This window comes from Candidatus Regiella endosymbiont of Tuberolachnus salignus, assembly GCF_964020115.1.
In the GTDB taxonomy this organism is placed as follows: Bacteria; Pseudomonadota; Gammaproteobacteria; order Enterobacterales; family Enterobacteriaceae; genus Regiella; species Regiella insecticola.
The window spans coordinates 309,144-327,774 of the sequence record NZ_OZ026542.1 but is presented as its reverse complement, the minus strand read 5'-3'; the positions used below and the strand labels follow the sequence as shown (position 1 = coordinate 327,774).

14 protein-coding genes and 4 pseudogenes are annotated in these 18,631 nt (G+C 45.8%); 7 read left to right on the top strand and 11 right to left on the bottom strand.

The features are described 5' to 3' along the window. Positions 1-29: 29 nt before the first annotated feature. Positions 30-1,570, top strand: a protein-coding gene (locus AACL30_RS01775) for an IS3 family transposase (protein ID WP_339057614.1) whose coding sequence is annotated in 2 segments (ribosomal slippage) — positions 30-504 and positions 504-1,570 — 1,542 coding nt in all. Because the reading frame shifts where the segments join, the coding sequence is not laid out codon by codon here. Positions 1,571-1,759: 189 nt separating this feature from the next. Here the strand turns inward: AACL30_RS01775 and AACL30_RS01770 are convergent. From AACL30_RS01770 to AACL30_RS01755, 4 genes and pseudogenes are all read right to left on the bottom strand, one after another. Beyond that, complete coding sequence (locus AACL30_RS01770) at positions 1,760-2,128, bottom strand: hypothetical protein (protein WP_339057613.1); 369 nt, start codon at positions 2,126-2,128, stop codon at positions 1,760-1,762. Positions 2,129-2,131: 3 nt separating this feature from the next. Next, positions 2,132-2,264 (bottom strand): annotated as a pseudogene (locus AACL30_RS01765) (site-specific integrase); the annotation flags it as partial. A gap of 121 nt (positions 2,265-2,385) precedes the next feature. Continuing rightward, entirely contained in the window at positions 2,386-2,724 is a 339-nt protein-coding gene (locus AACL30_RS01760) for a helix-turn-helix transcriptional regulator (protein ID WP_339057612.1), read from the bottom strand. Beyond that, positions 2,711-2,872: pseudogene (locus AACL30_RS01755) on the bottom strand (type II toxin-antitoxin system RelE/ParE family toxin); the annotation flags it as partial. The pseudogene AACL30_RS01755 and the gene AACL30_RS01760, both read right to left, overlap by 14 nt. Positions 2,873-2,875: 3 nt before the next feature. Between AACL30_RS01755 and AACL30_RS01750 the strand changes: the two are divergent. Continuing rightward, positions 2,876-2,998: a hypothetical protein gene (locus AACL30_RS01750; protein ID WP_339057611.1), complete on the top strand. Its 123-nt coding sequence runs from the start codon at positions 2,876-2,878 to the stop codon at positions 2,996-2,998. A gap of 10 nt (positions 2,999-3,008) precedes the next feature. Here the strand turns inward: AACL30_RS01750 and AACL30_RS01745 are convergent. After that, positions 3,009-3,209: pseudogene (locus tag AACL30_RS01745) on the bottom strand (type II toxin-antitoxin system RelE/ParE family toxin); the annotation flags it as partial. A 99-nt stretch (positions 3,210-3,308) separates the two neighbouring features. Further along, positions 3,309-3,563, bottom strand: a pseudogene (locus tag AACL30_RS01740) (tyrosine-type recombinase/integrase); the annotation flags it as partial. A 255-nt stretch (positions 3,564-3,818) separates the two neighbouring features. Here AACL30_RS01740 and AACL30_RS01735 point away from each other — a divergent pair. The 3 genes from AACL30_RS01735 (at position 3,819) to AACL30_RS01725 (ending at position 14,306) form a co-directional block, all read left to right on the top strand. Beyond that, positions 3,819-11,174 carry a membrane-targeted effector domain-containing toxin gene (locus AACL30_RS01735; RefSeq protein WP_339057610.1) on the top strand — a complete coding sequence of 2,452 codons (7,356 nt, stop codon included), beginning with the start codon at positions 3,819-3,821 and terminating at the stop codon, positions 11,172-11,174. 1,083 nt (positions 11,175-12,257) lie between these two features. Then, positions 12,258-12,878, top strand: coding sequence for a TIGR04211 family SH3 domain-containing protein (locus AACL30_RS01730; RefSeq protein ID WP_006704997.1), 621 nt, complete (start codon positions 12,258-12,260; stop codon positions 12,876-12,878). A 60-nt stretch (positions 12,879-12,938) separates the two neighbouring features. Beyond that, complete coding sequence (locus AACL30_RS01725) at positions 12,939-14,306, top strand: multifunctional CCA addition/repair protein (protein WP_339057609.1); 1,368 nt, start codon at positions 12,939-12,941, stop codon at positions 14,304-14,306. Between the two features lie 29 nt (positions 14,307-14,335). Here AACL30_RS01725 and AACL30_RS01720 read toward each other — a convergent pair whose 3' ends face one another. Then, complete coding sequence (locus AACL30_RS01720; RefSeq protein WP_339057608.1) at positions 14,336-14,500, bottom strand: hypothetical protein; 165 nt, start codon at positions 14,498-14,500, stop codon at positions 14,336-14,338. Positions 14,501-14,619: 119 nt separating this feature from the next. Here AACL30_RS01720 and AACL30_RS01715 point away from each other — a divergent pair, with 119 nt between their 5' ends. Next, a complete protein-coding gene (locus tag AACL30_RS01715) occupies positions 14,620-14,790 on the top strand; it encodes a hypothetical protein (protein WP_339057607.1) in 171 nt (56 codons plus the stop codon). Between the two features lie 39 nt (positions 14,791-14,829). Here AACL30_RS01715 and istB read toward each other — a convergent pair whose 3' ends face one another. Next, positions 14,830-15,627 carry an IS21-like element helper ATPase IstB gene (gene istB / locus AACL30_RS01710; RefSeq protein ID WP_339058365.1) on the bottom strand — a complete coding sequence of 266 codons (798 nt, stop codon included), beginning with the start codon at positions 15,625-15,627 and terminating at the stop codon, positions 14,830-14,832. Next, the gene (istA, locus tag AACL30_RS01705; protein WP_339056344.1) at positions 15,624-16,802 is read right to left on the bottom strand and encodes an IS21 family transposase; all 1,179 of its coding nucleotides are present in this window, start codon (positions 16,800-16,802) and stop codon (positions 15,624-15,626) included. Before istA ends, istB begins: the two co-directional genes overlap by 4 nt. On the opposite strand from istA, the gene AACL30_RS01700 reads away from it, so the two are divergent. Further along, positions 16,801-16,938 (top strand): hypothetical protein, encoded by a 138-nt coding sequence (locus AACL30_RS01700; RefSeq protein WP_339057606.1) that lies wholly within the window; start codon positions 16,801-16,803, stop codon positions 16,936-16,938. The two genes, istA and AACL30_RS01700, sit on opposite strands and share 2 nt — an antisense overlap. On the opposite strand, the gene traX is transcribed toward AACL30_RS01700, so the two are convergent. Beyond that, positions 16,894-17,400 (bottom strand): conjugal transfer protein TraX, encoded by a 507-nt coding sequence (gene traX / locus AACL30_RS01695; RefSeq protein WP_339057605.1) that lies wholly within the window; start codon positions 17,398-17,400, stop codon positions 16,894-16,896. The genes AACL30_RS01700 and traX overlap by 45 nt on opposite strands. After that, positions 17,393-18,586 carry a conjugal transfer protein TraW gene (gene traW, locus AACL30_RS01690; RefSeq protein ID WP_339057604.1) on the bottom strand — a complete coding sequence of 398 codons (1,194 nt, stop codon included), beginning with the start codon at positions 18,584-18,586 and terminating at the stop codon, positions 17,393-17,395. The genes traX and traW overlap by 8 nt, the downstream gene beginning before the upstream one ends. Between the last annotated feature and the right edge of the window lie 45 nt (positions 18,587-18,631).

Below are 18,631 nucleotides of genomic sequence, written 5' to 3'. Positions count from 1 at the left end.
TGTCGCCTGTTAATATTAAGGAGAACACCATGCCGGCAAACCCCGTGCCTATCAATATCAAGCAACAAGGGTTGCTCTGGCTTCAACCTCCGTATAATTGGTCTCACCGGCAAATAGCGAAGAAGCTAGACGTGAGCCCTTCGGTTGTTTCAAGATGGAGAAACGAGTTAATGAGTGATGGCCTGTTATGTGAAGATGAGCAGTTTTTAAAGAATAACGAAGGTTGGTCGCCCGAACAGCGTTTTGCGGTGGTCATTGAAAGCGCAGTGATGTCTGAAATTGAGCTGGCCGAATACTGTCGGCACAAAGGATTGTTTGTTGAACAGGTAAAGGAATGGCGAACGGCTTCGCTCCGGGCTCATGAGCCGAAAGCCTTGAATAATCATAAAGTTGATAAAGTCGTCAAAGAATACAGACAAAAGATCCGTGAACTTGAAAAAGAACTCACCAGAAAAGAAAAGGCGCTGGCGGAAACCGCAGCGCTACTGGTATTAAGGGAAAAGTTCAATGCCCTCTGGGACAACAGCGAGGACGTCTAATACCTCTCCCGGAGCGGCTTAATATAGTTGATATGCTTAGGAATGCGATGAAACAGGGGGCTCGTAAGGCGCAAGCCTGCCAGGTCATTGGGATTTCAGTCAGAACACTGCAACGCTGGCGCAACAATTGTCACAACGCTCCCCTGGCCGACAAACGGTCAACGGCCGTTCGCAATGCCCCCAGCAACAAATTGTCTGATGCTGAACGACAGCGGATCATGGAAATCTGTAACTCACCAGAGTTTTCAAGTTTCCCTCCGAATGTCATCGTTCCGACGCTGGCTGATAGGGGAATTTATATCGCCTCTGAGTCTACGTTTTATCGCGTGCTCAAAGCGAACAAACTGTTAACACCTAGACGTCGAGAGAGAAGTTATAAACGTCCAGGCGCACAAAAAACGACAGCACCGAATCAGGTATGGTCCTGGGATAGTAGTTATTTGCCAACACCTATAAAAGGTCGGCATCTTTACCTCTACATGATGATGGACATTTTCAGTCGGAAAATTGTGGGGGCAGACGTTTTTGAACAAGAATCCGGCGAACAGGCTGCAGAGCTACTGCAACGATGCATCTGGAAAGAAAAATGCGCGGGCAAAAAAATCATTCTTCATTCAGATAATGGTGGCCCCATGCGTAGTTATACCCTGTTGGCGAAAATGTACGATCTGGGGGTAATCAGTTCATATTCTCGCCCACGAGTCAGCAATGATAACCCTTATTCCGAATCCTTGTTTCGAACGGTGAAATATTGTCCCCAGTGGCCAGCCGAGGGGTTTACTTTACTCAATGATGCCAGAGCCTGGGTAGCTCAGTTTGTGAACGGGTACAACCTTGAACATAAACACAGTGGTATCAAGTACGTTACTCCAGATGAACGTCATAGGGAGGCAGATAAAGAAATATTAGCTAAACGGAAAGCCATCTATGAATTAGCTCGAGCTAAAAAACCCGAACGTTGGAGCAAAGGCTGTCGTAACTGGAATTTTATTCATGAAGTGATGCTGAATCCGGAAGTAAGTGCTGCATAAAACAGTTTCAAGCGACAACTACATTGACAAACACCGATGTCAGATTCTAGCCTAGCTACTCTTGCTTCTAACATTTCATCTCCTCCATCTCCTCCATCTCCTCCATCTCCTCCATCGCCTCCATCAGAATGCTCAACTAGCCTAACTATTCTAGGGGGAAAATCCATAAGCCCCGAATCTTTTTCCACTCTAAACCTCCCTGTTATTTCCAGCGTTTTCTTCAAGCCAATTGAGTATGGGATGCACGGCAATATGGTTGGTAAACCCACATTTTTTACAAATTATTCGATATTGATAACTCAAAACTGAGGTCGGCTGTGTTGGATTGATGCAAATATAACCAACGTAAGAAGAAGATTGAGATGCCCCACCAGATGTACTTTCGCTATCTGGATTATACGCCGCCACTGGAGTTACATCCATTTGTGGAATAGACATATTAGCAGTATGACACCAAAAGCAACTCATCTCTGGTACTTTTTTAGCGTAAAAAAAGCGCGTAAAAAGCTCTGGAGTCACTCTCTCTAAGCGCTGATGTATACTGAGTACTGAACTCATTAATTATTCCTCAACTAATTTACTATAAGGATTTAAGGTTAACGCTGCATCAGGGTGATCTGGAGCAAAATGTGAATAGCGCATCGTCATCAAAATGGTAACTGTGGTCTAATATTTGTTGTAGTACCAGAATGTTGACTTCCTCTATAGTCTTCTTTCAGAAGTACTACATTTGCTTTTTAACTAAATCCGGGTTGCCACATTAAAAATTTATAACAATTGACGTTTTTTGTTATGACTGATATCTGATCTTATTTTTAGCTATGCGCGGGTATAAATAATGTTCTATGACCCAAAAAATCATGGCTAGGTTTTACTACGATTTCAATGTCATAACCGAGCCGATTTAAACAATCCATCAATTTTTTTTCTGACATATTGAAGAATTTGCCGTTATAAAGTGCAGAAACACGCGCTTGAGGTAAATGCATTCTTTTACCGGCTTCAGCCTGATTTAAACCCATTTTTTTTATGGTCGTGATAATTTGTACAGCTAAGTCAGCTTTTAGCTTCAAACTTTCTGAGTTTGGTAAATTTAAATCAGAAAAAACGTTATTTGATCCGACTTCAAAATCATATTCTTTAGATCTTTCCATTCTTCATATCCTCATAAATCTGTTGGGCTGTGTTGAGGCGGGTTCTTATCAGATCAAGATCAGCCTTTGGTGTAGCTATGCCCTTTTTGGATTTTTTCTGGAAGCAATGTAAAACAAATACAACACCTGCAAACTTAACCGTATATACCCAATGAATTTCGAGTTACGGCAAGGCGGCCAGGGCGACCGACCGATGAGCGTAGAAATACTACGTGATTCGGCGAGCACCCGCAGACAACAAAGCCGTAACTTGAAAGGCGAAGGGTATAGATAGCTCGATAGGTATTACCATCATGATTTTCTATGACTTCAAGTACACCAGCACCATGAAACCCAGATAATGGTTTAACGTTTGGAGGCGTTAAGTCTTTTTGGGCAAAATGCAGCGTATAACCGACAGATTTAACAATGTCTTGCGGTAGTTCCAACAAGTCTTTTTTACTGCTTCCTATCCAAACTAAAGATTTTTCAGTCTTGGCATTCATTATCCTAACCTACTGTCTATCCGATAATGCAGTTATATCATAACTGATATAAAAAACCATTAATTAACTTGACAGCACTCAAGGGCAAACCTTCTATCATTATTCCTCAATTAATTTATCATAAGGATTTAAGGTTAACGCGGCATCAAGGTGATCTGGGGCAAAATGTGCATAGCCCATCGTCATTAAAATAGTACTGTGGCCTAATATTTGTTGTAGTACCAGAATGTTGCCCCCATCCATCATAAAATGACTGGCAAAAGTATGTCGGAGAACGTGGGTGCGCTGGCCTTTTGGCAACTCAATAGTCGCTCTCATTGCTCCCTTTCTCAGGGGCAGAATTAACGATAATTTCCAAACCTTCAAGTTGAATGAGTATATAAATAGGCTCTTTGTCCACATTGGAGAGCATAAAAAAAGTGTGGGGCATGTATAGCCAGAAAGAAAACGACTAGCAGCTTGAGCCGTGAGACCTGAGATAAGAATCACGAGGGTGCCACAGTGCACTGAAGCAGCCGCTTGGTTACCATATCACTACTAGCAATGTGGCTGAAAGCTGTTAATAATAAATAAAAATTCTTTTTATTTATTAAATTTAAGGAAGTGATTATGCCAACTCAACCGACTGTAGAAATAAATCAACCAGAGGCGATTTCTTCCGATTCTCATTCTCCGATCTATTACACAGGAAAAACAAAAGCGGCGATGTCTCGCTTTAAAGGTTCAGCCAATTATCTTAAATTTAAACAAGAGTATGAACGAGCTATTCAAAACATCATTGATTTTTATAAACAACATGTTTCAAGTCAAGGAAAAGACGGCATCATGCCTTATAAACCAGACAGGATAACTACTGTAGAAAATATGTTTATAAAATTTAAAACAAACCTATTTTCAGAAAATTCCAAGAATAACCTTCATCACCTATATCAAGCAAAAAAACATATAGAAGAAATTGCTCAATCTCTACAGGAAGAAAGAAATATTCCCACTGCAATAAAAGTGGATGAAATCCGGGAATTAGCAGGAAAAATTATGATGTGTGGCTCGGGTGCATACAGCCACATCATAGCGACTAAACTCAGTTTAACTGCCCCCTCAGGTGAATTATCGGATAATTTTTCGGTCTATAAAAACACAATAGCCCATGCAGTAATAACGGAATTTATCAGTCGCGATCTTACTGATATCAATCCAGCAGAAGAAATACATCTTTTTAATTTATACTGGAATATTTTTAGTAAAAGATTAGGTGTTGCTGCTATTGAGGATAAATTATCTATAATCCTCATTTTTACTACAAAAATCGCAGCCTGTCAGAATGCACTACAACAGGCTTTCACACCTTATCGTCTCACGGATAAGCTGGCGACAGATCATTGGAATAACCTTCATAACATTATAGGCGATGCCGCGGAATGGGAGCAGATAAACGATATACTGGCCGGTGTTAAATCGAGCTATAAACCGATAAACGTTTACGCTTTGACAGAAGAGTCGCCTGATAGCCCAGGAAAATATCGGTTACGACAAGATAAAACCTGGCTACAGGTTGAAATTGCCAAACAACTTTCTCTTTTACCATCACAGATTGCCTGGATAGATTGGACACCTATTGCGGTAGAGGGTCGTAGACTCCAGAGAATAGGCGATCTTTTTTGGCAGGAGATAGACGGTGAATTAATAAGCCCGCCAACGATTGAAGACCTAGTAAAATATGCGGATCAGATGGCTTACAAACAACTAATTGATGGCATTACACATGCTAAAGAGCAAGATGCAATATGGCTAAGTAGGATTGATCCACAATACTTGCAAGCAACCAACGCGGACGATCTCTCCTTATTTTTCTCAAAATTAGGAGCCGAAAAAGGGATTGAGTATGCAAAAATTAACCTTCGCTGGTTTAATAAACTAAAATTCAATCCCTTGATAACTACGCTTTTGACTCTACCCCCTGAACAGCTGGCGACCCTTTCCTCCGATCTATTGTGTTACATAAACGATGAAGAATTGATCTCATTTTTTTTAAAATTAGGTAATGAAAGATTCATTCGCTATGCACAAGATAATCCTCATTGGCTCACGAAATTGATTGTCGACACCCCAGCACTTATCAAGATGCTTTCAACGATGCCTGATAGTGAAGTGGCTAACCTGGATACCAGTTTTTTACATTGGATAAACTTAGAGGAGATAAAATATTTTTTCGCCTATTGGGAAGCGAACACTATCAAGCCCGGCAGTCCGCTGTTAAAAAAACTGTATCAGCGGACACATCGAGAAGTTATTGATGCTGATAAATTCAGCCTCAATAATCTGTGGGGGCTTTTCAAAGGTAGCAAGAGACAGATCTACGCCCATATCATGGGGCAATTATTGAACTATAGCATCGATATTGCAGAAAAATCGCTGATTGAAAACTTACTGAAAGAAAAGCATATCCATCTCAAACAAAGTGATCATGGAGTGGGGGATAACCCCTTGGTGAGGGCACTGGATAAAAACCTAAGCTGGATGATACCTGAGTTATTATCGAAACATAATCTGCAGGCTTATCAAGCGTCATACCAATACAACTTGCTCTATTACCCTATTAAAAACAAAAATTTGACGGCATTGCAGTTGTTACTGAATGCCGGCGCCGATCCGAATAAATATTTAAAATGGGAACCCTCAATTTTACAACAAGCGGTTTTATCAGGAGAGCCCGATTTGGTCGCCCTGCTACTAAAGCATAACGCCCAAGATAACGCCGGCGACGCATTAAAGGCAGCGATACAGCAGGGCAATGTCGAGATGGTAGAGCAACTCGTCGCAGTCGCCCGCCCCATAGATCTTTTAATGCCACTTACCCCATCACTGCTCTCATTAGCCCGCACTGCACCAAACTCAGAAAGAATCATCGACATCCTAGAAAGCCAGATAAATGTAAAACAGCAGCGGTTTGATCAGATAATGTCAGCCAGTGCAGTGAGAGAAATAGCTTATATCCCCTTCAAACCGGTTGGCAGAGTGTATCAAGCTATCCTTGATTCTCTCGAGCGATTACATAACACATTCGATAGTGAACAAATTATCACCGCCTTCATATTGAAAGCCCAAATAGCGGATTATAGTGAAGATTATTTTCATGATGAGAGGCGTGAAGAGGTTTTTCGCGTGTTAGATGCACAACTTGATACCGCCTTGTTTACGCCGGAAACCACAGAGACTAGCATAGAAATCATCACCGATTTTGCCCAAAATAACCTCCCCTTTGCCATTGACCTGTATCAATGGGTCTCCAGTCATGCCCTGCACGCCTCAATGAATTTTTTGCTCGATGAGCTGAAACAACAACAAGATCCTGCTGCCTATTTTAAGGAGATAAAAAACATTTATGGTACCGCCACCCATCTTGCTGACCCATTAGCGGTCACACAGTGGGAGAGCAAATACAGTGGCGCGGCGCGAAATGCGCTGAATCGACAGCTTGAACAAAACCTGGGAGAGAATAATGATGATCCCATCAGTGTCGCGCTAAGACAGGAAGCACAAGGATTGCTATTCGGCTATAGCGATGATGTTCATTATCAGAAAAGCCTGGACTATATTCAACGCTATATGCCTAGCCTCAAAAAAAAGGGCGTTACGACGATTGTTTTGCCGCTGAATGAAGTGGAAGAACAATCCATAAAATCCTACATGAAATCACCTGGGGTGATGAGGGACATCAACAAATTAACCCATGTTAACACCGCGTTGAAACACCTCTGCATTGAAGCCTATCTGCGCGGTATAAAAATTAGGGCACTAATGCCAGAAGACAATCCGCAAAATACCCTTCAGCGCGTGCTATCCGATGACTTCGTGGTGACAGGGTTACAGGAGGTGTTAACCCAATTGCCCCGCAATGAAAAATTTATTGCCCTCTATCCACAACACCGTTTGCTATCACAAAAACTCCAAAACGGCTTCTTACCGGGTATCGCCCGGCGTCTGGGGCTCCCCGCGCTAGCCGTCTCAGGCCATCGATTGTCTCTGCTAAACGACCCGTTACAAAGCGCATCCCCATTCCATTCCGTTGAAGAAATGCCATCCCAGTACGCTTACCACATTGCGGTGGTCGATCCGCATGATACTCATGCGCTCTGGGCGGCGGGTCAATGGTTAAAAGGCGATCCCAAGCGTCGTTATCTTGTTGGTATCGATGGCGCGCATTTCAATCTTTATTCACCGAATGGCCATCCAGCGGATGTGCCGCAAGAGGCGCTGCATAAGTTTAGAACTACCCTCACCGCCCAGCCGGATGCACGCATACAGGTGCTATTTGTCGGTGAAAAATCGCTGTTTTTACCCACGCCAGAGGACGCATCGTCTACAGAAAAATGGAATGGCCAATCATTGGTCGAAACCCGGGAAAAAATAAGTGACTTGATTACGCAACATTTACCCGGCCTACGCACGGAAAATATCCAGGTTATTTTAGGCCAAATCAGTGTGATCACCGATCTTGATGAAAACAACCACCCTCTCCCCCTGCGCACTGAAGTGACGGTTGACTATCTTGCCCCCCTACGCACTTCTGCCGACAACATTATTGTTGATCCCCTGCTTCCGCAGTCACCGCACCGCGTAAGCCCCACAACCGGCCTGCCCGGAGGGCAGGCTGAACACAGTGACGCCATCAAGCTCATTCAGCTTATTGAGAGACAGACGCTGCCGCCCCCTTCAGCCGAAGTGCGCATTCAGCCGCCGGCGATAACCTCCGCGGATAAAGCGTTACTCTTAAAGATGGCGACAGTGCAGAAAAAAATCCATCTACAGGCGCTCGCCCGCCACGTCACCGCCGTTATTGAACAGATGACACAGCAACTCAATAATAATGTAGAAAAAATCCGCTATCGGTTTAAAAAATTTGTCACCACAACAGAAAGTGAAACCGCGCTCCTTTTTGTTCAAGCCAGACCGACAGCACAACAAAATCAGCAACAAGCGCCACTGGAAAAACGCCTTACCCCTGATAACGCTATTTTCGTTACTATGCGCGATAAAATGACAGCGCTCGAGCCTGAAATCGCGCATGTCGATGGCGTGTCGACGTTGAATGTCGCCTTTTTAGCGATGCACCTGTTGGCGCGGCAACATGAAGATGAGGCATCGGCGTGGCGAAAATTTGTCACCGTCGCCAATTTGACCCAAATCCTGCATGGCATAGGGCAAGATATGGGGCGTCTGGCTAACTGCATCAAAATAGTCAATGGCGCCGGTGCCAAAGCAGAAGGGATGTTAGGCAAACTGATGGGAGGCGCGGCTTACACCCATGCCGGGAGTGTGGTCAATGTGGCGGTGGATATCATCAATCTTATCGATGCAATCGAAGAACTGAAACAGATGCCGGCCAGCCCACAAAAAGATTTCGCTACCACGCGAGTGGTGTTAGCCAGTAGCCAATTAGCCGTGGATAGCACACTGACCGTATTAGGTGCCACGGCCAGTTTCTCTCCTGCTATCGCCAACGGCATGGCTGTCGCGGCACCGCTCAGTGTGCCTTTCGTCGGCGTGATGATAGGTGCCAATGCTTTGGTGACGGCAGTTGCTTCTAATAACGCCCATTACCAGGTTGAATTAGACCAAATTATTGCCCCTTTCCGTCATCTGGTGTCTAAAAGCGCGCTCCAGCCCAAAGAAATCCTGCAACCTGATCCGGAACATCCGCAGCTGATGTATTTTGAACCTTACGTCCCGATAAAAAAAATCGTCATTAACGGGGAGCGCGTCTCGGTGCAGGTGGCCGATATCAGGGTACCTCAGTTTGAGGATAAGGCTTTAGGCAAACACACGTCAGATTATCACCGTGCTTTGAGTGCTTATTCGGCTTTCGGTTTTGATGTGACCCGCCCCGGCGAACAAGCTGTGCGGCTTCACCCTTCCAGTATCTTGGCACTCCCTGCTGCCTTGAACGGACATTATCAGTTTATCCATGATACCGGTGCTTATGGGCGTTTGGACGGAAAAGCGATATTCAATCAGTTTCATCAATATCATGATGCGCTTTTCCCTTTCACTATCGAAGGCGTGAATGCCCCGAATAACGTTCGCTTCCATCCCCACCCAACCCGACAGGTCATTGCATTAGATGCCGGGGTGCGTTATATCACTTTTCAAACGATACAACAGGTTAATCGCCTACCGGGTCAGCACCATGACGGCCTTAGCGCAGGTCAATTGCCTACGCCGATAACCGATGCCGCCCATGCCCATTATTTAACTTACCAATTTGAAGGCGCGGGAGGCACGACCTTTATTGACCTGCCCGATGATGCGCGCCAGATTATCATCACGCCGAGCAGTGACAGGCTAAAACGACTCAGCGAAAGCTGGGTATTGGATATCACGCCCGACATAACCATCAGCAACCGCGAAGCACGCATCGCTTTACAACAGGCGCACATCGAGCGGTTAGCATTGCATCATAGCGGTGAGGAATGGGCGCTGACCCTGGCCAATAGCACGGTGAAAATTACCCACCCTACCCTGGAAAACATCCGGCTTCAGCTGCACCCCATCGAATTACCGGGCGTAACCTTTAACCTCACTCTCCTCGGCAATCGGCCAGCCGCTCCTCAATTTCATCTCTCTTTGGCGGTAGAAAGCATCGCCACCTTATCTGATGACAATCTCAGCAACATAAAATCTATCATGCAGCGCTATTTCAGTGATAGCCGCCGATTTTCTTTTAACCCGCCCCTACGCCTGGATATCCAGTTGGGGCAAGGCAATATCGCCACCGGATTACTCGATTTAACCTCAGGGCGTTGGCAGGCAATACATAATGATGGCAGTACCACCGCCCACCCACACCTTTATACCAGTGAAGGACAGCGTGTCGCCTTGCTCGCCCGTCCTAATGCCCGGATAACCGGTGTGGCGCATATCGAATATGACCACGCCCAGCAGCAGTTCTATGTGGCGGGTATCGCCAAACCAAGAGACCATCTCAACAACACGCTCTCCTACCACTATTACCCGCATTTAGCCGAAAAAGCGCGCTATCAGAAAATAGAAATAGCGCACCTCGATGAAGAAAACAGCGAAGAAAACGGCTGGCAAGTACGCTCACTCGAACCGCTGCTGGATGAAATACACGCGCAGTCACCTCAAGCCGTTATCCCCCTCCACCTTCCCACCACAGGCTTACGTGCAGAGTATGCTTGGGACGGTGAGCGGAAATTTTTTAAAAAAATGGCCTGGGAACAGGATGAACACCAATTTATTGCGGAATGCCACGACAGCGAAACGCTCCCGATGCTGACGGTCATTGCCCTGCCTTCTTCTCCCCCCGCGCCGTTGACTGTCAGTAAACTGGGCGCGGATTTTTTATCAAAATATCAGAATGCCTTATCTGCTTTAACCCTGGTGGCACAGGATAATACCCCTAAAGTCGATTTATTGGATTTTCCTTTGATCCCCCTTAAGGTGTTTGCGCATCTGGACACCAAAATAGTGGGTGCACGAGAAGGAACCACCCTGTTTTTACACTCCGGCGCCGTGCCCAACATCACCTTTAAACTCACCGCCCAGCAGCGCGTCCCCGGGGAAAGCGCGCTAAAATGGGGGGTATCACTGTACGCCGAAAATCAGCAAGCCTTGCAAGGCGAGAGCCGCGCAAAAATAGTCCATATCTTACAAAATCACAAAAATAACGCTTTGTCATGGGACATCGGTTTATCCATCCCATTATCTATAGGCGATAGCCAGGGTGGCCAGACAGACGGAATGTTTGATGTCGCCGCGCCTTTAATCAACAACACGGCAGCTTCAACGGCGAAGGGTATAAACAAAACGCCTGATACCGCGCTCCTTGGGCAGGCAATCGGTGCATTTGGTGAAGGAAATGATGAACTTCTGAGCCAAAATCGACGCGATAGCGTATTGGCGTTCTACGCCGGAGCCGCCGGAAATCTTGCCACCCTAGCTTAGGGTGTTGTAAGCACAAAATATATGTTGTAACCAAACAAAGTAACCAGTATAGATTTCACTCGCTGTTTTACTTGCATTGCAATCGTTTTTACAAGGCTTGTGTCAGTGTGCGCTTATCAAAAAGTATACAATTTGATTGTCTTGTAAAAGACCTATCAAAAGTACTGTCATAACTAATTATATGAACGCATCCCGTTTGCCAAGGCTTCCGGTCGTTTTGACTAAAAGAGGTTCAGTTGCAGCTTTATATTCGGCCTTATTGCAGCAAGCAGTACTGCTGCGGGCTCCGATGAAATCCGCTGACTCACGTTTATCAAGAAAAGCACAGCGGTCGCACCGCAGCCCGCCCCGAATTAGAAGATGAACTTTCGATAAAGGAGTCGGAGGGCGCCGCGCATATGGCTCTTTTCAATCTATTTTTGGGTAAAATATCAGCAAAGTGGAATCACGCCCTGTCACTACCTGTTATTGGGTGGCAGCGGCGATGGTTGGTGTGAAAGAAAGACTTACTGAAAAACGACGTTAATCCACGCAATATATTTTATAAGGCTTATGTGTTATTGATTGAGAGGAACGATAGGTAATACCGTGATGCAGTTTATTTTTTATTGAGTTTCTTTCCATAATATAATCGCACGCTTAATTAAATAAGAACAAGAAATAATTTATTCTTGCTGAGATAGTAATAAGAGCGCCTACTGCCATACCTTGTCGAGATAAAGATGCGCTGGATTATATTAAGGAGGAAGATAAACATCCTGATAGAATTATGATAATTTTTCCAGTATGAAAAATGAAAATAATGTAGAAGAAGTGTAGTGTTTTTTATATCTTTAAATGTGTTCGGTGAGCGACGATAACACAGAATCAAACTAAACTGATTCGGCCATACATGAGGATTGCGAGTACCGTGCAACGCAGAAATTCACACCACGCAGTAGGTTATGCAAGAAGTCTAAAGTATCAGTGAGCACAAGAGATTTAGAATAGACTTTCAGAGTGGGTTTATTCGTTGCGTCTGCATAATTAACCCTCTACTATCATTTTATTGATTTTTTAACTTTACGGATAAATGACAATACCATGCATAAATTACCCATAGTCTGTTTCGCTATGCTGATTTTTACTATTTCCTGGCATTCATCAGCCGAAGAAAAACGTTATATTTCTGATAAGTTGATTACCTATGTCCATAGTGGACCCGGTAGTCAATATCGTATTGTCGGTTCACTCAATGTGGGTGATGAAGTGACGCTTCTTAGTGTTAATCAGAGTGAGAATTATGCTCAAATCCGTGATGCAAAAGACCGCGTTGTTTGGCTTCCGCTAAATCAGCTGAGCTCATCAGCTAGCTTACGCTTGAAGCTACCAGAGCTTGAACAGCAATTGGAAACCTTAACGAGTCAATTACAAAACATTGATGCAGACTGGAATCAGCGTACTGCAGAAATGCAACAAAAATTAGCCGACAGTGACGATATAATAAGCAAATTAAACGAAGAAAATGATAGATTGGAAAATCAATTAGTTAAAGCACAAACAGAAATCAGTGCAATGAGTTTGCAACAGGATAACAAACAACGTGCCATCATATTGCAATGGTTTATGTATGGTGGCGGCGTAGCAGGAATAGGTTTAATTTTAGGGTTATTACTGCCTTATCTGATCCCCAGTCGTAAAAAACAAGATCGTTGGATGAATTGATATTGATATAGCCGAATCAAATTAAAATGATTTGGCTATATACCTGAGTAGGAGCATCAAATGAATATCTACCTGGTCGGCGGTGCCGTTCGTGACAATTTATTAAAACTGCCCGTCACCGAACGCGATTGGGTAGTGGTTGGCGCCACAGCCAACCAATTACTTTCTCAAGGTTATCGACAAGTAGGCAAAAATTTCCCCGTTTTTTTGCATCCCAGGAGTCAAGAAGAGTATGCGCTTGCTCGTACAGAACGTAAAACAGGATCGGGGCATACGGGTTTTATTTGCCATGCAGCGCCGGACGTCACTCTGGAAGAGGATTTACGCCGGCGGGATTTGACGATTAATGCCATGGCGTGGCGCGATACTGATAATGGCGGCGAATTAATCGATCCCTATCATGGCAAAGAAGATATTGCAAACCGCGTATTGCGTCATGTTTCTGATGCCTTTAGTGAAGATCCCTTGCGCGTCTTAAGAGTGGCACGTTTTGCTGCCAGATTTGCTTCTTTGGGGTTCACCATCGCCCCTGAAACCGAGCTGTTAATGACCGCAATGACCGATAACGCGGAGCTCTCTACCCTCATGCCTGAACGTATTTGGCAAGAAACAGAAAAAGCGCTGCTAAGTCAAAGTCCGCAAATTTATTTTCAAGTGTTGCATCATTGTGGGGCATTAGCGGTATTGTTTCCCGAAATTGATGCCTTATTTAACGTACCTGCCGCGGTAAAATCACATCCCGCAATAGATATACCCTTCCCCTTTGAAGCAGCCGCTAGGCGGCCAGGGCGACCGATGAGCGTAGACATACTACCTGATGAGGCGAGCACCCGCAGCCAACAACGCGGCGGCTTCAAAGGCGAAGGGTATAATGCGGGGCTGCAAACCATGATGACGCTCCACATGGCAGCCCGCCTTAGCGCGCAACCGGCCGTGCGTTTTGCCGTGCTCTGTCGTGATGTGCATAAAGCTATTCAACAACCCGAATTACATTATCAAGACCCTAATTTAGCGCATGATTTAGGGAATAATGTGACAGGAATACCCTTAATTGAGCAACTATGCCAACGCTTAAGAATACCTAATTCATACCGCAATTTGGCTAGATTGGTCGCTGAGTATCATGGTGTCATTCATCAAGCCAATACATTATCGCCACAATCACTACTAAAACTGTTTGATGCAATAGATGTATGGCGTAAACCAGAGCGTCTAGAGCAAATAATTTTAGCCAGTCAAGCGGATGCGCGAGATCTGACGGATCTTGAAGATCAACATTATCCACAGGGTGATTACTTACGCCGTGCTTTGCGTGCTGTGCAGGCAGTGTCGGTAAGAGAGCTGGTCGCTAGCGGATTACGCGGGCAAGCTATCAATAATGAACTCAGACAACGCCGCCAACAGATTTTGACACAGTTAATGCAGTGATCTCCTCAGTGCCCTTGTTAGTACCGATTTTACCTATACCCTTCGCCTTTGAAGCCGCCGCGTTGTTGGCTGCGAGTGTTCGCCGAATCACGTAGTTGTCTACGCTCATCGGTCTCACCCTCTGGCCGCCTAGCGGCAACTTCAAGGACTGTGGGTATAACCCCCCCCAGAAATATAAAAAAATAACTTGTCAAGAAAACAGTTAACCGGCAAATTGAGCGAAATAAATGGATATACCCACAGCCTTTGGAATAGCCGCCTAGCGGCAGCTTAAAAGGCTATGGGTAACTCAATTAAATGGACTAATTGAATCATGGACAAAGAAACATTAATACGTGAAATACATAATGTACTCAGTATTGACGCCCCTTTTTTTTATAGAATCAAACGCTTACTGAATGAATACCAAGCATTAAGTATTGTTAGCGACACTCAGGAACTCTGCCTGTTGGCTCGTCTCCAAACCGTGTCAACGCTACTTTAGATTGACCACTTTTTGCTACTTTAAAATGTCCAGTTTTTGCTAATTTTCCTGTTGGGTTTCTATTCCAGGCGCCTGGATAATATCAGTCGTTTTTATAGGCAACATGCCTGCTTTGCGTTTATTTTTGAGTCGATAGCTTTCTCCTTTAATATTCAATGTGGTTGAATGATGTAAAAGCCTGTCTAAAATCGCAGTTGCTAAAATGTGATCACCGAATACGTCCCCCCAATCAGTAAAACTTTTATTTGATGTGAGAATGATGCTCGCCTTTTCATAACGACGGCTCAATAACCTGAAAAATAGGCTAGCTTCTTCGCGATTCATCGGTAAATACCCGATTTCATCCAGTATTAATACCCTGGCATAGCACAGTTGCTGAAGTTGGCGTTCCAGACGGTTTTCTTGCTTTGCCTTCATTAAGGTACAGCAGAGTCTATCCAGAGGCATAAACAATACCCGATGCCCAGCTGTAGCTGCCTTGACAGCCAGCGCTATCGCCAAATGCGTTTTCCCTACCCCAGGTGGGCCTAACAAAATGACGTTTTCATGATGTTCGACAAACCTCAGCCCCGCCAGCTCGCGGATAATTTTCCTGTCTATACTTGGTTGGAAAGTAAAGTCAAATTGCTCCAAGGTTTTTATCCACGGCAAACGTGCTTGTTTTAACCGCGATTCCAAGCCTTTTTGGTGACGCCCGTTCCATTCCTGGGCTAATGCCTGCTGGAGAAATTCACGGTAGTTCAGTGCTTTCTTGGTGGCTTCTTCACATAAACTCTCCAACGCATCGCCCAGGTAATCCATTTTTAACCGTATCAACAAGTTTTCCATTTCCATCAGAGTAGCTCCTCATACACACTGAGCGAACGAGACGCTACTCGATTGACCTGTTGCCAAAGGGCTTGATGATGTTCTGGCACCTTTTGCCAGCCCTGCGTTACCTCCTGCAAGAGATGCGTCGCGAGCAGTTGCTCATCGCCGTAAATACGTAGCGTATTATCTAAACCGATACGAATATTAACCGCACGACCACACCAGAATGAAGGCACGCTATAGCGATTACCTCTGACATCGATATAGCTGTCCCATGCCACTTGTCGTAGGTCGAAGTAGCTGGTATCGAAATCAGTCGCAGGGAGTGGCATCAAGGCTATTTTTTCCTCAGCAAAACGATTTTCCGGTGTCTGCTTGAATTGACGAAGATGACGCTGGTCTGCCACTTTCGCCAGCCACATCGCTAGCAGTTGATTAACATGAGCGAAACTCTCAAACTGACGGTAGCGAGTGAAAAAATTGTGTTTAACATAGCCCACCATCCGTTCGGTTTTGCCTTTCGTTTGCGGTCGATAAGGCTTACAGGCGCGAGGGCTAAACCCATAGTGATTAGCCAGTTGCAGGAAGCCCGCATTGAACTCGATGTGGCCATTTTGTCCATGTTTGATAACAGCGGCTTTTTGGTTATCTACCAAGACATTTTTTACGCTGCCACCGAAGTAATTGAAGCTGCGAACCAGCGATTCATACGTGTGCTCAGCATCTTGCTTAGGGGCAGCAAAGACATGAAAGCGACGCGAAAAACCGAGCGTATTAACGGCAAAATTAACCGTACAGGCAGAGCCTGCCACCTCAACGATGATTTCTCCCCAATCGTGTTGAAGTTGATAACCGGGGAGGGTTTCAAAGCGTACCGTGTTTTTCGAGGCCCTGAGCGGACGTTTGGGATGTATATAACGTCGGAGCATCGCACTCCCACCCCGGTAGCCTTTTTCACGGATTTCCTCAAAAATAACCGCCGCATTCCAAACCTGTTCACTCAACCTTGAATCGATGTAGTCTTTAAAGGGCTCGAGTTTAGCAACCTGTTTTTTACCGCGTTTTGCTGTTGGCGGCGCAGGATAGCTAATGTGCCGTCTCACCGTTTTTTCTGAACACCCTATCTGATGGGCAATATCAACAATAAATGCCCCCTGTTGATGGCGTTGTTTTATCATGTAGTGGTCCTCTCTTCTTAGCATGCTTATTTCCCTCATGGCTTTGTCACCACAAAGGAAACTGCATTCTGGCTTGAGTGGACAAATTAAATTAGCAATTTACGGTCTTTTATCATTAGCGCTGACACCGTTCTACGGAGGATACTCGTTTTTCACGTAACTGCCAACGGCGGTATTCGCAGCATAAAGCGCGGGTAAATCCCCAGGCTGAGACAGACAGTAAAAGCACTGAAAACAAGCTGGCTTTTAGCCACACCATCAAGGGCAGGGGGGTGGCATTCAATAACAGCATCGCCATCAGAATACCGATCAAAACTACCGGGATAAATAAAACCCAGCACCAGCGCTGTTTTGACGTGCGATACTGTTTATCCAGCTGCGAGGGTGTCAAGCCACTGGCGTTGACGGCTGCTTGCCAGGAGAGTGACGTTGTCACCGGTTTCACGGTCGATTTTTTTTGACACCCGCCTTGTATCCGATGTATCAGGGTACGCCAGGGGCGGGCAGATACCGTGGCGATGCGGCGTGTTTCCGAGAGCGGTAACAACAAATTAAAGAAATAGTAGCTGCCTTTTAGCCAGCGTGACCTGCTGGCGGGGATCGCGGGTTGAACTTTATCCATTGCGACTGACTCCTGCGCTGATTTGTTGTCGTTTTTGCTGTAACAGCGGCCTGAATTCTTGGGCGGCACTGAGACCCAATTGTTGACCGTTGATGATATTGCTTTCCTGGAGCTGTTGTTTGATGCCAAATAGCAGCCAGTTTTGTAGATTTTGGATGCGTATCGCTTCGCGCATCAGGTTATCGCCTTCCATCGCCTGCAAATCGGTGAGGTAGTCGGTATTGGCATATCGCCGACCCACTTCAAAAAATTCCAGTTCACGCGCTGACAACGTGGCGGTTCGTTTAGCCTCCGGTGAAGCCTGCTCTGCAAAATACGCTGCCGCGGAAGGGGTTTGTAACGCCTCTTTCACTACCGCGCGGGTCTGCGGATTGGCCTGGCTGGCGGCAATCATCGCCAGTTGCGGGTAGGCCGCCGCCGACTGAATCGCCTGGTGCTGATTGAGCAGACCCGCATATTGCTGGCCGGTGGCGGTTCTTACCTCCCCTTTTTTAAGCTGCTCTCCGGCAGATCGCTGCGTGGTGTTTTTCAAGTACATCATTGCGGCATCGGTCTGCGCCTGTGTGAAGGTCAGTACCGGGGGGCTGCCGGGTTTGCCTGCCCCCGTGAGCACCGAGCGTAATTCGCTGTCTCCGCCGGGCAGATCGGCTATTTTCGGGCACAAAGGGGTGCCGCCGATCACCGCATACTCGGCGGCACTGCAATAGTTGGCATGGATAGCAGCGGCACGAAATTGTTCCTGATCCACAGGCTCTGCCGAGGTTGTGATCGCCGTCTGAATGGCTTTATTGGTGATCCCCCGTCCACCCGCTAGGTGACTTTGCATTGCCCTCGCGCCCGTGGCCACGGTTGTGGCCATCCCAGAGGCAGATTCACTGCAAACACTCTCGGGTACCGTATAACTGCGTCGCGCGGTTTCTAATCGCGCGGTCTTACGCGCAAAGGTGTCGAAATCTCGCTGCGTTTTGGCCGTTTCTTCTATCATCGCCGCCAGTTTGTCACTGTTTTGATTAATGGCACTGCCAATTTGAAATTCAGTGGCGGCAATTTGCGCCAAGGTGGCATTAATCGCGGTAAGCTCAGGGATCACCTGACTGGTAACGGGGAAGCTGTGGGTGACTTCTACTGGCATGGCAAGGGCATTTCCTGCGATTATCAGCAGGCTAACTATCAATGTTTTTTTCATCGGGGGTTCCATTTTTGACGACGTATCAGCGAGCGCCTCGGATTT

What these genes read in the sequence shown, in the direction of transcription:
- AACL30_RS01725 (WP_339057609.1), top strand. Translation starts at nt 12,939, where the DNA reads ATGAATATCTACCTGGTCGGCGGTGCCGTTCGTGACAATTTATTAAAA.
- AACL30_RS01750 (WP_339057611.1), top strand. Translation starts at nt 2,876, where the DNA reads ATGAATTTCGAGTTACGGCAAGGCGGCCAGGGCGACCGACCGATGAGC.
- AACL30_RS01715 (WP_339057607.1), top strand. Translation starts at nt 14,620, where the DNA reads ATGGACAAAGAAACATTAATACGTGAAATACATAATGTACTCAGTATT.
- AACL30_RS01700 (WP_339057606.1), top strand. Translation starts at nt 16,801, where the DNA reads ATGCTTATTTCCCTCATGGCTTTGTCACCACAAAGGAAACTGCATTCT.
- AACL30_RS01735 (WP_339057610.1), top strand. Translation starts at nt 3,819, where the DNA reads ATGCCAACTCAACCGACTGTAGAAATAAATCAACCAGAGGCGATTTCT.
- AACL30_RS01730 (WP_006704997.1), top strand. Translation starts at nt 12,258, where the DNA reads ATGCATAAATTACCCATAGTCTGTTTCGCTATGCTGATTTTTACTATT.
- istA (WP_339056344.1), bottom strand. Translation starts at nt 16,802, where the DNA reads ATGCTAAGAAGAGAGGACCACTACATGATAAAACAACGCCATCAACAG.
- traX (WP_339057605.1), bottom strand. Translation starts at nt 17,400, where the DNA reads ATGGATAAAGTTCAACCCGCGATCCCCGCCAGCAGGTCACGCTGGCTA.
- AACL30_RS01760 (WP_339057612.1), bottom strand. Translation starts at nt 2,724, where the DNA reads ATGGAAAGATCTAAAGAATATGATTTTGAAGTCGGATCAAATAACGTT.
- AACL30_RS01770 (WP_339057613.1), bottom strand. Translation starts at nt 2,128, where the DNA reads ATGAGTTCAGTACTCAGTATACATCAGCGCTTAGAGAGAGTGACTCCA.
- traW (WP_339057604.1), bottom strand. Translation starts at nt 18,586, where the DNA reads ATGAAAAAAACATTGATAGTTAGCCTGCTGATAATCGCAGGAAATGCC.